This window comes from Variovorax sp. MSC1_012, from assembly GCF_023667525.1.
Lineage (GTDB): Bacteria > Pseudomonadota > Gammaproteobacteria > Burkholderiales > Burkholderiaceae_C > Variovorax > Variovorax beijingensis_B.
Map to the genome: position 1 here is coordinate 585,258 of NZ_JAMOZJ020000002.1, position 12,080 is coordinate 597,337.

Genomic DNA, 12,080 nt, shown 5'->3' on the forward strand with positions numbered 1-12,080 from the left:
ATGTGGCTGCCGATAGTCGCCCGTCGGCCAGAACCGGCCGGTCGCTGACGCGCCTCAATTGCTCATAAGCAGACTTTCGAAAACGGTTAGGGAGGGATTCAATGGCGATCACGATGTATTGTTGGCGCTGCAAGGCTGACATGCCCATGCTGACCGAGGAAGAATGGCAAGCAGTCAACCCGATCAGCTACATCGAGCAGGTGAAGAGATATCGAGAGGAGACGGGATGCACATTGGCGGAGGCGCAGAAAGCCGGTCTTGGCTATCTGTCGTTGGCCGCGTATGAGCGAATCACCGGTTTCAAGGAGACGAATCCCAATGCTCTTCTCCACCACCGGATGAGTCTTTACGGCCCACCGTGCCATGAATGCGGTAAACCGCTTCGCACACCGGCTGCAAGTTTCTGTGCCTCGTGTAGTGCGGAACGGCTACGCTGACGTTCCGAACGGCTGCTCTGCACTTGCGCGAGGCACAGGTCGGCAGCAGGTTCGTCGCGGCGGCAGCGCGACCGGCTACAGCCGGCCACAAGCAGAACTTCAACGACAGCCTCCAGCTGACCCGCATTTATAACTCGACCGACCATGCAAGCCCTCGAAGTTCTGCGCAATGGACAGCCCCTGGTGGTGGCGGGCACGGAGGACGCGGTGCTCCTCTCCTTTTCCGTGCACATGAGCATCGATGGCGAGCATCCCGCGACGCTCGACATGCGAGGCATGAGAGACCTTGGCAATGGCCGCCAAGCGCACCTCGAATGGATTCAAGAACTCCCTCTCGGCGTAGGGGACGAGATTTGCGTGACGCTCCTCGAGGTCGAAGAGGTAACGCCGCCGGCTGAAGACATCGCGTCCGACTCGGATGAGCACATTGCCGCGCACGCCGCTTACGAGTCTCAACTTGCATCCGGCCTTCCGGTACCCCGCGCCTTGGAGCGCAAGCAACCCGACGCCTCGCTGGAGATTGTGGTCGGCGACGCGCCGGTCGTCGCCACTTTTGATGGCGGTCGAGAGTTGGTGACCATGCGCGTTGATTGGAATCGGTGGCGTCCGGAGCGGTGCCGCCTCTCTTTGCGCAGTTTCTCCGTCAAAGAAGGGCTGGCGCGAGAAGAGGGAAAGAATTGGCTCACCGCATCTGCCGCGAGGGACCAAGTGGTCCTTGTTCGTGTCGGTCCTGGCCACGCCTAGGAAAATCCAACCAACAGCCGTCACCGGCCAAAACCTGCCATTTAGCTGGTCACTTAAATGAACCCCGTAACCCTTGGTTGAGGGCAGGACTTGTCAGTTTGCGCATTTCGCTGCCCGCCAGCCTGCTCCAAGTACTCCACAAACCCGTCGAAGGCGTCCAACAAGGGCTGGAACCGCGCCGCGCCGCCTTCCAGTTGGCACAAGGCGTAGCAGGTCGCCTCCAACGTGGACAGTTGATCGGGCCCATGGGCTTTGCGGATACGGTAGTGCGAAGGCGGCAGGTTGCGCAGGGCCAAGCGGGGCAACTGTTGCAGTGGCGGGCTTTGGTAGAGCATCTTTCGGCTTTTGCGCCAGGTGCCGTCCAGCACGACTAGGCGCAGGCGCGACGGGGCTTGCGGCCACTCGGGCGGTAGCGGAGGTGGGACCCGCAGGTCCGGGGCGGGATCTTGCAGACTGTCCGGGTACAGCAACACGGTGTGCTTGCCGTCCACCGGCCAGACTGGCATGGCAAATGCCTCACCCACCACCAAGCGGCAATGAGCCAAGCTGAGGTGCAGCAGGCGGGCACTGCCTTTGGCCTGGTGTACCTCCAGCGGGTGCTGCAACACTAGTACTTCCACCGCGTGCTCGGTGGGCGCGACCCAGCGGCAAATGCAGGCGCTGAGCGGGCGGAGGCAAACGGTGCACTGGGGGCGTGGGACTAAAGCGGCGGACACGGCTGGATTCTATTCAGCGTGCCTGGCTGACAATGCGTGGAAGGAGATGTCTCTTAGCTGTGGCGTGGCGACCGGCAGCTTTGGACAATGTCGGAAGACCGCAGTGGGCCCGTTCACTGCGCCGACGTGACCGGCTACAGTCGGCCACAACCGGACATCGCACCGCTTGGGCTGGCTTCGCGACTACGTCGACGTGGTGAAACGCTTGCAAAAGCACCGCACTATCCCCGGGATTTGCCATACGCGGATGCGGTGCTTGGCCAATTCGCACCTTGGTCAAACTTCCGAACGCTCTACTACCACTTCGCTGATCTGCACCACGGGTTGAATATCCGTGTAATTGGCGATGTCGCCCCTGATCTCCTGCTGGTGCTGGCCAGAAGCTGCCCGATAAGCTTCGACAGAAGTACAGACGAATTCGCATTTGGCTACGTAAACAGGGTCTGTGCCCGGGGCGCGCCCTGAGATGCCCTTGTCTACCATGTAGTACAGACATGCAGTGCCGAGCAGCCGTTTCATCATTGGCATATGCGTCTCGCGGTAGTAAGCGTGATCGAATCGGGCACCTCCGGCATACGGGTACATGACACTGACTTTGATCATCGAGAGTTCTCCTGTTGTTGCACGGTAGTCAATACGCCGACGCCTCGCCCAGAAGCCGCCTCAAGCCGGGAATCGTGCGCCCGCCTCTTCCAAGGGCATGCGCAGCCCGTTCGTCAGGTAGCTGACGGTGCGATAGAAGCCAGCAAGCATCAGCAATTCGATGATGGCTTCTTCGGCAAAGTACTTTCGCAACTCGTTCCACAGTCCATCGTCGATGTCGGAGTGCTCGTGCAGAGAGTCGCATAGGCGCACAAGGACCTGTTCCTCGGCTGACCAGCAGGCGTCGTTCGCCGAACCCGTGACGGTCGCCTGAACCTGCTCTGGCGTCAGGCCGCCGAGCTTTGAAAAGGCCGTGACGTGGATGCCCCATTCATATTCGGATTTGCTCAGTGCCGTTGTGCGATGAATCACGACTTCGCGCTGTCGGATGCTCAAGTTGCCTTTGTCCAGCAACCCGCCGGCAAAGAACTTTTGAAATAGACGAGGGTCGCGTGCCAACGTCGTGAACAGCCGAAGAGGGGGCTGTCCCTTCATCAGTCTGTCGAGTGGCCTGGAAATGTCTTCACCAAATGGTGGAGTTGCTGGCTCAATGCGTGCGGGCATACGGACTCCTGATTCAATGGCCGCGCTATCGTAGGCTTTCTGCTGTATAAAGTAAAGCATGACGACACCTCGTATCGGCCAACCAGTTCGCGGCTCCACCACCGGACGCCCCATCATGGTGGCTCTGGACCTATTGGGACGGCGCACGGCGCTGCGCGTGCTCTGGGAACTTCGGGGGGACCCGCTGACCTTCAGGGCCTTGCAAGACGCTTGCGAGACGAACACCAGATTGCTCAACACGCGGCTCACTGAACTGAGGGAGGCCGACCTTGTCGAACATGCCGAGGGCGGCTATCGATTAACGGACGAAGGGCGACGGCTTACGAAGGCGCTGAAGCCGTTGTCAGCCTGGGCGGATCAGTGGGGGCAAGGAAAGCGATGAGAAAATGCGAGGACTCAGGTGCCGCGGCCGATCCTGACGAAGTTGAAATCGCAAACTGATTGACGCCGCATGCGGCGCGCGCCACAACAATGAACAACAAGCTACAGCACGTGATCCTGGGAGTACTGACAATTGGACTCACAGCGGCTCTTTTGGAATGGTCTGGATCAGGCGACGAAAGTACCGGCGGTGGTAGTGATTTCCTGAGGTTCACCTCTGCCACAAAAGACTCTAGGTACATCGGGAGCGAAATCCGTTCGGATGGGTCTAGCTCAGTCCGAGAAACTGGCATTGCGATACGACACGCTGAAAACCGCCAAAGGATCGCGGATGCAGGAAAATTTGCGAGCCGCGAGGACTACAGCAAAGCCGAATCCCTCTATCGAGAGATTCTCCAAGCGACCCCCGACGAATCGATTGCAAAGCACGAACTGGGAACCGTGCTCTTCTTCCAGCGCAGATACGCTGAATCGAAAATAGTGTATGAAGACCTTCTGAGACAAGACCCGAGGTTTATTCGAGCGCAAAATGGTCTCGGTGCGATCTCCAGGGTGCAGGGACGCTATTTCGATGCTATCGGGCATTACTCCCTGGTAATTGAGTCGAATCCAAGCTCTGCTTTGGCGCACTATGGCCGAGGCGTTTCGTACTTCAACATTGGGAAGTTCAAAGAAGCTGAAGCCGATCTAAGAAGAACCAAGGACCTTCTGCCCAAGGAATCGGATATGTCGATCGAAGCGAGAGCCTTCATCGAGAAAATCGAGGCTAGCAAGGGGCGGATCGAAGTTGATGCTCCCGAGCGCCGGTAGGAAGGTCCGGCCTATCCAAGGCCCCTCGTATTGGCGCATGCGTGTACCTGCCGCACGGGTTGCCGCCCCTCGCGAGCGGCTCCTTTTGGAGCAAAGCCAATGTCTCGTTCGGGCGGCGGACGTTCGACTCAGGCCTCCAGTTCACACACAATCATCAACCGCAAGGTAGACGCACTTTCGTGCGCTCAGAGGAGTCGTATTGGACAGCTCGTTGTTGGCACGCCTGCTCACTATTGAGCCCTTGATGGAGGCAATATCGCAGAACGTCGACCTCAACGGTGCACAGCTGCGTTCCGCAACCCCGAGACCCATAGAGGCTCCTGGCTACCTTTCCGACTTGGTGGGTGTGACGCTGGTGTGGACTGGCGGGACCAGCGCTCCGACGCAGGCCGTGCTCAAGGCTTCGCACGTCGGGTTTGGGCGGGAAGAACTGCCGTTCTATCAGACCATCGCGGAGCGCCTGAATTGCCCCGTCGTTCCCCAGTTTTTCGCTGGTGGCACGGATGAAATGACCGGGCGAACGTGGCTGCTGATGGAGGATTTGTCCGGCTCGCACGAACGCCCCAGCGAAGCTCCGCTGCCGCCGACCCTCGCGCGGAGCACCAAATTAGTCGAAGCGTTGGCGCAGTTTCACGCTGCGGGATGGGGCAACGCCAGCTGGCAAGGCACGAGCCCTACGCTTTGGCAAAGGCTACGGTCATCGGACTGGCTCGAACCGGCATCTGAGCGCTTGTTCAGCCAGGCTGGCGATGCGCTGGATGACCGCACACGGGTCATGTACACACGATTCCTGCGCGACTTTCCTGTACTGGTGGAGCGGTCCGAACAACTGCAGGGGAAGACCTTGGTGCACGGCGACGCACATGTCTGGAACTGGATGCTGCCGCGCGACGACAAGCTCGATATACCGAAGCTCATTGACTGGGATGGCTGGCATGTCGGTGTCGGCGTTTGGGACCTTGCCTACATGATGGCGCTGCAATGGGACCGGGAGGTGCGTCAGCGCTTCGAGAATGAGCTGCTGGACCGCTACTACGCCGCATTGGCGGCTTCCGGCGTGAGCGGCTATTCGCGCGAAGAACTTCAGGAAGACTATCGGCTCGCAGTGCTTCTTCATCTTCGCACGCCTCTCGCCCGATTCAACAGGAACATGTCGGCCTACGTCTGGTGGCCGCAGCTCGTACGCATTCAGCATGCGGCGGAAGACCTCCGCTGCCTGGAGATGTTGAGCTGAGGTCGGACGCTGGCCACGACAGACTACAGTCGGCCAGGACCAGTCACTCGGCCATGCGCCAGAATCTACCCGAAAGCGGACGGTGGCCGCGTCCCAAACCGAGCTCAAGGACTTCCAGTGTTCAAAATCTTTGGGGATGTGTTCCAGCGAGACCAACGTGAGGACCTTGCTTCCGTGGGAACCGCTCCGAGGTCGGGGAACCTGGAGGTGGACCAACTGTTAGAGCAGTACGGGGGAAGCTCTTTCAACGACGGCATGTATCGAGTCATTTCAACTGGCGCCGTGTCGCGTTGGGCCCAGCGGGCGACCAACGCGTTTCCTCGCTTCGCAGGCCGAGTCACACCGTTCGGAGTTGATTGGCTGGGCCGACTGTTTGCGCTCGACTCAGGTCGTCGCGTCGACGGCGGACCGGCTGTCGTGATGCTGGAGCCGGGAACGGGGCAAGCACTTGAAGTGCCCTGTGATCTCGTTGCGTTCCATGACGCCGAACTTATCGAGTACAGGGAAGAGGCCCTGGCCGAAAGCTTCTACAAGCAATGGCGGGTAGCGGGCGGTGCAGCGCCTCGCATCAGTCAATGTGTCGGGTACAAGCGACCACTCTTCCTGGGAGGCTCTGACACAACGGACAACCTTGAACTCGTGAACCTTGAGGTGTACTGGGAGGTTTCGACGCAGTTGCTCGACCAGACACGGGACTTGCCCATCGGCACTCGCGTGGACGACGTCAACATTCGTTGAGAACGCTGCCGCCCATTCCGACATGGCACTATCGGCCAGAACCAGCCTTTCGCCAAGGCAGTTCGATCGGTCGCTTAGCCGCGGAGCAACTTCCGCATCGCGGCGTACTCTATTCCGACTCCGCGCACTTCATTCACGTGCTTGTCCACAATTTCAAACCCGAAGTGCAAGTAGAACGGTTGCGCGGTGCGGCTCACTTCCGACGTGAGCTCGGGAATGCCCAATTGGGCGGCTCGTTCATGTATGCGTTGCATCAATCTCCGTCCAATTCCTTGTCCGTTGGCAGGTGCGGAGACGAAGAAGTGGTCGATGTAGCCGGTGGTCTGCACGTCAGCGTAAGCGACGATGACGTCGTCCCGCGCTACGACGAACGGAGCAATTCCTTGCATGCGTTTCGCCCAGAGTTCCTGGTCGAACTGGCGCGGTGCCCAGGCGTTGACCTGTTCCAGGGTGTAGTCGCGAATCGCTACATCATGGATTGCAGACTCGAAAACGAGCCGCAGCGCGGGCTCGTCGCCTCGCTGAAACTCACGCACCTGAATCAACGGCTCTGGAATTGTTGCCACGCTGCGCAGCATATCCCAGCGCCGCAGAGGATGTCCCTGGGTCGCCACTCATTCGCCCATGAACCACCCCGCAGACGGAAGCGCGGAACCGCCGCTTAGGGCCTTTGCGGGGACGGCCTGTCCGGCTACAGTCGGCCACGACCGGACCTTCGACCTCGCCGTCCAGTTTGCTAGTAGGTGAACTGGACCGAGTACTTCCAGTCGCCGTCTTCGTCCTGGCTGACGGAGTATGACGCGGAGCGCCAAATGGTCCCGCGCTCACGAAAAAGGTCGGCAAGCGCGTAGAGGCTCGAATAGATTTCCTCGGTTGGGCTAACAGGCTCTGGCTGCCCGTCCGGCGACGTGATGACGATGGTCATCCGCTCCTGCGAGCCTTCCTGTTCCCGGGCGGCGAAAAGGCTGGCCGACTTCCACCATTCCGGGGTCGCAGCAATCAGGGCATTCGCTACCGCCACGTCGAGCGGAGCTTGTCTTTCGAGCCAATCGTCCATCTATGATTCCAACGAGCCATGTCGGCCCGGAAGGTAGCATGCCGCCGGCGGCAGTCGGCCAGGAGCGGACGCTCGTTGGGTCGATCCAACTCATCCCTCTGACTGACTAGCGTCGATGGAAGACAGAGCGAGCACGCCAGCCGCGTCTCATTGCATTGATTGACAGCACCAATTCGAAAAAATGAATTACATCCTTGAGTGTTCGCTTGCCGCTGCCTTGGTAGCAGGGCTTATTGGTTGCGCCAGCAGGCCCGCTGACGCCCCCTCCAATGCTCCAGCAAGCACAAGTGTCTGCGCTCGCCAATACGCAGAATCGGCCACCAGCGCAGAGCAATTGCAAGCATTGCTCGATCGTTGCGGCTGGGATACCGAGGCATCCATTCCCGCCCTGCAAAAGCTCAACGGTTTGCCAGCCCCAAGCAATCTGCAGCCCATTGCTCTCAAGCGGCGTGTTGCCGGGGCGCAGGTGGTCGCGGTTACCCTCGAGGCGGACGTTTTTTTCAACCTCATGCAAGCCTACCCGCATCCCCTTGCCTTCTCCAAACTGGACCAGCTCGCAGCCAGGATCAGCGAGGGGTTCGAGGTGACTCGCATCGAGATCACCGGCTACGCAGATCCCAACGAACGCACCGAGATGCCGCAGTGGGCTGTGGACCGCAAGCGTGCAGAGTTCATGCGCAAGTATTTCGAGGCCCGTGGCATCCCGCCAGGCCGCATCATCGTGACGGCCGCTGCGCCCAGACATGAGAACACCCGCGAAGGGCGCGCGCGGGACCGTTCGACCGCGGTGAAGGTTGTCATCCTTCGTCAGAATAAAACCTGACCACCACACACCTGATCGCTACATGAAGGTCGTCGCCAGACATACGTAGGGGCCGTGTACCGCACTCGTTAAGTGACCGCTTTGGAGCAAGGCGTACAGCCGGATAGCGCCCAGAGCGACCGAGCGCAAAGTGTCGATCCCTTAACTTCGCGCAGGAGATCGACATGGAAACACTGATCGTCAAAAATTCTCGGACGCCCTGGAACAAGGAGAAGCTTGTGGGGCAAAAACGGCCATTCAAGCTCAAGGAAATCTGGGCGATACGGGTCCGGCTGCAGCTGTCCTGCCGGACGCGCGAACTGGCACTGTTCAACCTTGGTATTGACAGCAAGCTGCGAGCCTGCGACCTGGTCAAGCTGCATGTTCGGGATGTTGCTACCGGTGACCGAGCGGCAGCGCGAGGCAGCGTGGTCCAGCAAAAGACCGGCCGTCCGGTCCAGTTTGAATTAACGCAGCCGACGCGAGAAGCAGTGGGTGCATGGATCGCAAAGGCTCAGCTTCGGGCCGAAGACTTCCTTTTCCCCAGCCGCGTTACCGCATCGCCGCATCTTGGAACGAGGCAGTACGCAAGAATCGTCGATGGATGGGTCGCGGAAATTGGACTGGACCCTGCAGCGTATGGAACTCATTCCATGCGGCGGACCAAAGCGTCACTGGTGTATCGACGCACGAAGAACTTGCGCGCCGTACAGCTGCTGCTCGGACACACCAAGCTGGAAAGCACGGTTCGCTATCTGGGCATCGAAGTTGAAGACGCCTTGGAGATGGCTGAGCAAACCGACGCCTGAAGCTGCAGCCCGCCCGGCCTTGTTTGACCGGGCGGCTCTCCGGCAGAATGCGGCCAACAGCAGTCCTTCGAACTCAACTCAGATTCGCGGCGCTACGCGCCCGGAGTATCACCATTGCTTATGTTCAAGCGCGGCCTAAACCTGTTTCGCCCTGCTGCTGCACCTTCCCAGCAGACCGACACCGTTGCTCCAGCAAATCCGTCAGAACCGAGCCTCCCGCTCTCGCTGGACGCCCTGTATGCGACCATGGCACCCTACCACCGCGAAAAGCGTTGGATGGACCTGTTTTTCGAGTTCCTTGTTCTCGACGTGATTGGTCAGCTCCCGGCTGCGACTCAGGAATCAATCGACGCACTCGTAGTCAAGCATCCGGTCTTCTTTGCCGACACTAGAGGTGACTGGCGGACAGGGACCAGGAAGGCGCTTCAGTTGTCCGTGACCATCGACATTGCGATTCTTGACCTCTGGTTTGGTAAGAGCGCGGAGGCAAGCGCAGAAGGCTGGCTCTACCACCCGTGGAGCTTTGCCAGGGACTTTCACCAGCAATTTGTGGCAGACGGCAGCCGCGTAGATGTCTGGGAAGGCGACAGCTTCGAGCTCGCGAAGGCGCGGATAGCCGCGGCGCAGGCCGCTCCGCGGCACTAAAACGGCCAAGGGCTACCGTCGGCTGTCGGCGGCCACAAGGAAGCGGTTGACCACTGCATTCGAAGCGCGTGCGCACTGACCTCGGGTCCGGCAACAATCGGCCAATAGCAGCCGGTCGGCCACTCCGCTGAATTCGCGGCTTAGCAGACGTTCGCGGCGCGTGAACAGCGATTCCGTTCGGAGTTGAGGTCGTCTAACCTGGAAGCGCGTGCACACAGACTGTGGCCGTCATTAACCGGCCACAGATAGGAATGTCGGGGTGCTTCCGGGGGTGACCCTCAGAATGCCTCGATGCGCAATGGATGCTGACCCGCCATGCGCGAGTTCCTTCGAAGTTGCTTCGCAGTTCGCGGCGCACTAAGCGCTCGGGATCCAGCGCGTCCCGGATGATGCACTCGAAGCAGATCTTCACCACTGGTGGTGCCGGGTCGCGCGTCGGCCCGGGATCGGGTCTGGCTCTGGGCTGGGTCGGCCATCCGGCTCTCCTTCTACATGGATCCTCCCCGAGTGCTCTTGTGGGCCTATTTCAACTTGACGAAGTCGACCACCTCGCGCTGCGTTCCGCGGTCGTTGTCGAAACCGCCATGGGTGCTGCTGGCCACAGGCGGCACGTCGGGGCGCTGCGGGTCTGCCGCGGCCGGAGAGACGTGCAGCTTCTTAACTGGAAACGGGTCCTGCGTCATCAGCGACCTGAAATACTTGTGCATGCCCAGCAGCGGCGTGGTGGTGCCGCCCTCGAAGGACTCGCTCACGAGGTACAGCAGCGAACGGCGATAGGGTCCGCAGGTCGGGTCGTCCTGCTCGGCTTGCTCGGAGAGATGGAACTGCTGGAAGCGCTTCACGCGGCCGCTTGCGAGATGCGGCTTCACCAGTTGCTGGAACCTGTCGACCCTGACGGCGGGTGCCATGAAGCTGAGCGACTCGACCTCGCCGCCGGCGCGGACCAACTCGTCCACGAAATAGCTCGCGACGATGGCACCGGCGGAATGTCCGACGAGATGCATCCGCACGTCCTTGCTTTCCACGTGGCTCCTGAAGTGCTTGTACAGCAGCACGGCACCGGCCTGCTCGTCGTCGGTCGCATTGGGGATGGGCTGGCTCATGGCTTGCGCGTTCTGCTTCATCTCGCCCCAGATGACGGTTCCCGGCCGCGCTAGCCATCGCTCCAGGCGCTGGTTCCACCATTGCTCCAGCTTCTCGCCGATGCCGCCCGTCGTGCGCGGAACGCCTTTCACCGCGTCGCGCAGGATGTTCATCACGGTGGAGATGAAGTCGGTCTCCCACATCAGAAAGACGGGAAAGATCCTGTTCTCATAGAGCAGCGAAATCCATTCGGCTGCGGCTTCTGCCGCGTTTTCCTCGTCCACCAGGCCGCCGTGCATGTAGACACAGACGTCAAGCGGCTTTCCTTCTAGGCCCCAAAGCTTTCGCGCCACCGCAAGCTGAACGTCAACGATCGCACGCACGTCGTCCGGCTTGGTGCGAAACGCGCCGCTGTTGCTAAGCAGGCCGTTGTTGCCCATGTTGACTATGAAGGGCGAGATCTCGCGGTTGCGCAGCACCTTGCCGGCGGCCAGCGCCACCTTGCCTTGCCCGTCGGTACGAAGGCTGACGCTTCGAGCGATCTCCTTGTGTTCTTGCGTCACCACGCCGAGCTGAACGACCCAGCAATCCATCGCGTTGCGAAGCCAGTCGTCGTAGGTGAGCACGGCAATACCCTGGGTTCCCCATTCCGTTCCCCAGGAGTTCTGGATCAGGAAGCCCAGCTCGGTGTAGCCCACGATTGCGAACGCATGCCCTGGATGGAGCGCGCCGATGCCCATGGCGGGAATGACCCAGATGCCCTTGTTATCCTCAGACGCGGCGTTGCTTCCTTGATCCCACCCGGGATGGCATCCTGCGCTCGCATAGAGGATGCCCACCTCATTGAGCGCTGCATGCATGTCGGTGATGCTGCGCGTATCGATGCGGAAGTACGCGCCGAGCGGGCGCCTGACCGCGTCGAGCCACCAGTCGTCATCGAGCTCCCCGGTAGCGGCCGGCATCTGGATCGACGAATAGAGCCTTTGCTCGCACGCGCCGTGCTTGAACCATCCCTTCAGCGCGCCGCGCAAGCTGGAACCACTGTCCTCGGTGGAGCCCGGGAATTCGTCGTAGCGCCTGGCCATCGAATAGAGCATGTAGGGCGAGATCGCCGCCAGGGGTTCGCGTTCGGACTTCTTCAGCAGGTATTCGATCACTGTCGAGAGCGCGAAACCCGTGCAGGCATTTGTCTCGCCCTGGTGCTTGCGGCTTAGCTGATTCAGGCCTGGGTAGAACACCGTCTTCGGCGTCACAGACACGTTGGGGCGGAAAGGCCTGTCGCGCTCGTCGAAGGCGTCCGGCTTCGCCACGGTCCGAAAGGGCCTTGCGCGTGGCGCCGTCGCGGGCGCGGGCTCCGTTGGCTTCTTCTTCGGTGAGCTCTTCGGCTTCGGTCTCTGAGCCGATGCCTTTACCCTCTC

15 protein-coding genes are annotated in these 12,080 nt (G+C 60.5%); 9 read left to right on the plus strand and 6 right to left on the minus strand.

Annotated features, from left to right (window positions below; genetic code table 11):
- Positions 1 to 101: 101 nt before the first annotated feature.
- Entirely contained in the window at positions 102 to 437 is a 336-nt protein-coding gene (locus L1081_RS28165) for a hypothetical protein (protein ID WP_143696738.1), read from the plus strand.
- A gap of 144 nt (positions 438 to 581) precedes the next feature.
- Complete coding sequence (locus tag L1081_RS28170; protein WP_489417915.1) at positions 582 to 1,181, plus strand: hypothetical protein; 600 nt, start codon at positions 582 to 584, stop codon at positions 1,179 to 1,181.
- Positions 1,182 to 1,234: 53 nt separating this feature from the next.
- Here L1081_RS28170 and L1081_RS28175 read toward each other — a convergent pair whose 3' ends face one another.
- The 3 genes from L1081_RS28175 to L1081_RS28185 form a co-directional block, all read right to left on the minus strand.
- A complete protein-coding gene (locus L1081_RS28175; RefSeq protein WP_489417916.1) occupies positions 1,235 to 1,897 on the minus strand; it encodes a DTW domain-containing protein in 663 nt (220 codons plus the stop codon).
- A 276-nt stretch (positions 1,898 to 2,173) separates the two neighbouring features.
- Positions 2,174 to 2,500 carry an EthD family reductase gene (locus L1081_RS28180; RefSeq protein WP_489417917.1) on the minus strand — a complete coding sequence of 109 codons (327 nt, stop codon included), beginning with the start codon at positions 2,498 to 2,500 and terminating at the stop codon, positions 2,174 to 2,176.
- 60 nt (positions 2,501 to 2,560) lie between these two features.
- The gene (locus tag L1081_RS28185) at positions 2,561 to 3,103 is read right to left on the minus strand and encodes a carboxymuconolactone decarboxylase family protein (RefSeq protein ID WP_489417918.1); all 543 of its coding nucleotides are present in this window, start codon (positions 3,101 to 3,103) and stop codon (positions 2,561 to 2,563) included.
- 58 nt (positions 3,104 to 3,161) lie between these two features.
- On the opposite strand from L1081_RS28185, the gene L1081_RS28190 reads away from it, so the two are divergent.
- From L1081_RS28190 to L1081_RS28205, 4 genes are all read left to right on the plus strand, one after another.
- Positions 3,162 to 3,485, plus strand: coding sequence for an HxlR-like winged helix-turn-helix transcriptional regulator (locus L1081_RS28190; RefSeq protein WP_489417919.1), 324 nt, complete (start codon positions 3,162 to 3,164; stop codon positions 3,483 to 3,485).
- Positions 3,486 to 3,574: 89 nt separating this feature from the next.
- Positions 3,575 to 4,294 carry a tetratricopeptide repeat protein gene (locus L1081_RS28195; RefSeq protein ID WP_489417920.1) on the plus strand — a complete coding sequence of 240 codons (720 nt, stop codon included), beginning with the start codon at positions 3,575 to 3,577 and terminating at the stop codon, positions 4,292 to 4,294.
- A gap of 199 nt (positions 4,295 to 4,493) precedes the next feature.
- On the plus strand, positions 4,494 to 5,528 hold the full coding sequence (locus L1081_RS28200; protein ID WP_489417921.1) for a phosphotransferase: 1,035 nt from the start codon (positions 4,494 to 4,496) through the stop codon (positions 5,526 to 5,528).
- Between the two features lie 207 nt (positions 5,529 to 5,735).
- A complete protein-coding gene (locus L1081_RS28205) occupies positions 5,736 to 6,266 on the plus strand; it encodes a T6SS immunity protein Tdi1 domain-containing protein (RefSeq protein WP_489417922.1) in 531 nt (176 codons plus the stop codon).
- 74 nt (positions 6,267 to 6,340) lie between these two features.
- Here L1081_RS28205 and L1081_RS28210 read toward each other — a convergent pair whose 3' ends face one another.
- Together L1081_RS28210 and L1081_RS28215 are read right to left on the minus strand one after the other, a co-directional pair.
- Positions 6,341 to 6,844 carry a GNAT family N-acetyltransferase gene (locus L1081_RS28210; protein ID WP_489417923.1) on the minus strand — a complete coding sequence of 168 codons (504 nt, stop codon included), beginning with the start codon at positions 6,842 to 6,844 and terminating at the stop codon, positions 6,341 to 6,343.
- Between the two features lie 158 nt (positions 6,845 to 7,002).
- The gene (locus L1081_RS28215) at positions 7,003 to 7,323 is read right to left on the minus strand and encodes a hypothetical protein (RefSeq protein WP_489417924.1); all 321 of its coding nucleotides are present in this window, start codon (positions 7,321 to 7,323) and stop codon (positions 7,003 to 7,005) included.
- 181 nt (positions 7,324 to 7,504) lie between these two features.
- Here L1081_RS28215 and L1081_RS28220 point away from each other — a divergent pair, with 181 nt between their 5' ends.
- From L1081_RS28220 to L1081_RS28230, 3 genes are all read left to right on the plus strand, one after another.
- On the plus strand, positions 7,505 to 8,146 hold the full coding sequence (locus L1081_RS28220; protein WP_489417925.1) for an OmpA family protein: 642 nt from the start codon (positions 7,505 to 7,507) through the stop codon (positions 8,144 to 8,146).
- Between the two features lie 164 nt (positions 8,147 to 8,310).
- Positions 8,311 to 8,934: a tyrosine-type recombinase/integrase gene (locus L1081_RS28225; protein ID WP_337321427.1), complete on the plus strand. Its 624-nt coding sequence runs from the start codon at positions 8,311 to 8,313 to the stop codon at positions 8,932 to 8,934.
- A gap of 120 nt (positions 8,935 to 9,054) precedes the next feature.
- A complete protein-coding gene (locus L1081_RS28230; RefSeq protein WP_489417926.1) occupies positions 9,055 to 9,579 on the plus strand; it encodes a hypothetical protein in 525 nt (174 codons plus the stop codon).
- 521 nt (positions 9,580 to 10,100) lie between these two features.
- On the opposite strand, the gene L1081_RS28235 is transcribed toward L1081_RS28230, so the two are convergent.
- Positions 10,101 to 11,972 (minus strand): C1 family peptidase, encoded by a 1,872-nt coding sequence (locus L1081_RS28235; RefSeq protein ID WP_489417927.1) that lies wholly within the window; start codon positions 11,970 to 11,972, stop codon positions 10,101 to 10,103.
- Positions 11,973 to 12,080 lie beyond the last annotated feature (108 nt).

Excerpts from the sequence above, each read along its gene's own strand:
- L1081_RS28170 (WP_489417915.1), top strand. The coding sequence starts at position 582 with ATGCAAGCCCTCGAAGTTCTGCGCAATGGACAGCCCCTGGTGGTGGCG.
- L1081_RS28195 (WP_489417920.1), top strand. The coding sequence starts at position 3,575 with ATGAACAACAAGCTACAGCACGTGATCCTGGGAGTACTGACAATTGGA.
- L1081_RS28210 (WP_489417923.1), bottom strand. The coding sequence starts at position 6,844 with ATGCTGCGCAGCGTGGCAACAATTCCAGAGCCGTTGATTCAGGTGCGT.
- L1081_RS28215 (WP_489417924.1), bottom strand. The coding sequence starts at position 7,323 with ATGGACGATTGGCTCGAAAGACAAGCTCCGCTCGACGTGGCGGTAGCG.
- L1081_RS28165 (WP_143696738.1), top strand. The coding sequence starts at position 102 with ATGGCGATCACGATGTATTGTTGGCGCTGCAAGGCTGACATGCCCATG.
- L1081_RS28185 (WP_489417918.1), bottom strand. The coding sequence starts at position 3,103 with ATGCCCGCACGCATTGAGCCAGCAACTCCACCATTTGGTGAAGACATT.
- L1081_RS28225 (WP_337321427.1), top strand. The coding sequence starts at position 8,311 with ATGGAAACACTGATCGTCAAAAATTCTCGGACGCCCTGGAACAAGGAG.
- L1081_RS28180 (WP_489417917.1), bottom strand. The coding sequence starts at position 2,500 with ATGATCAAAGTCAGTGTCATGTACCCGTATGCCGGAGGTGCCCGATTC.
- L1081_RS28230 (WP_489417926.1), top strand. The coding sequence starts at position 9,055 with ATGTTCAAGCGCGGCCTAAACCTGTTTCGCCCTGCTGCTGCACCTTCC.
- L1081_RS28220 (WP_489417925.1), top strand. The coding sequence starts at position 7,505 with ATGAATTACATCCTTGAGTGTTCGCTTGCCGCTGCCTTGGTAGCAGGG.
- L1081_RS28190 (WP_489417919.1), top strand. The coding sequence starts at position 3,162 with ATGACGACACCTCGTATCGGCCAACCAGTTCGCGGCTCCACCACCGGA.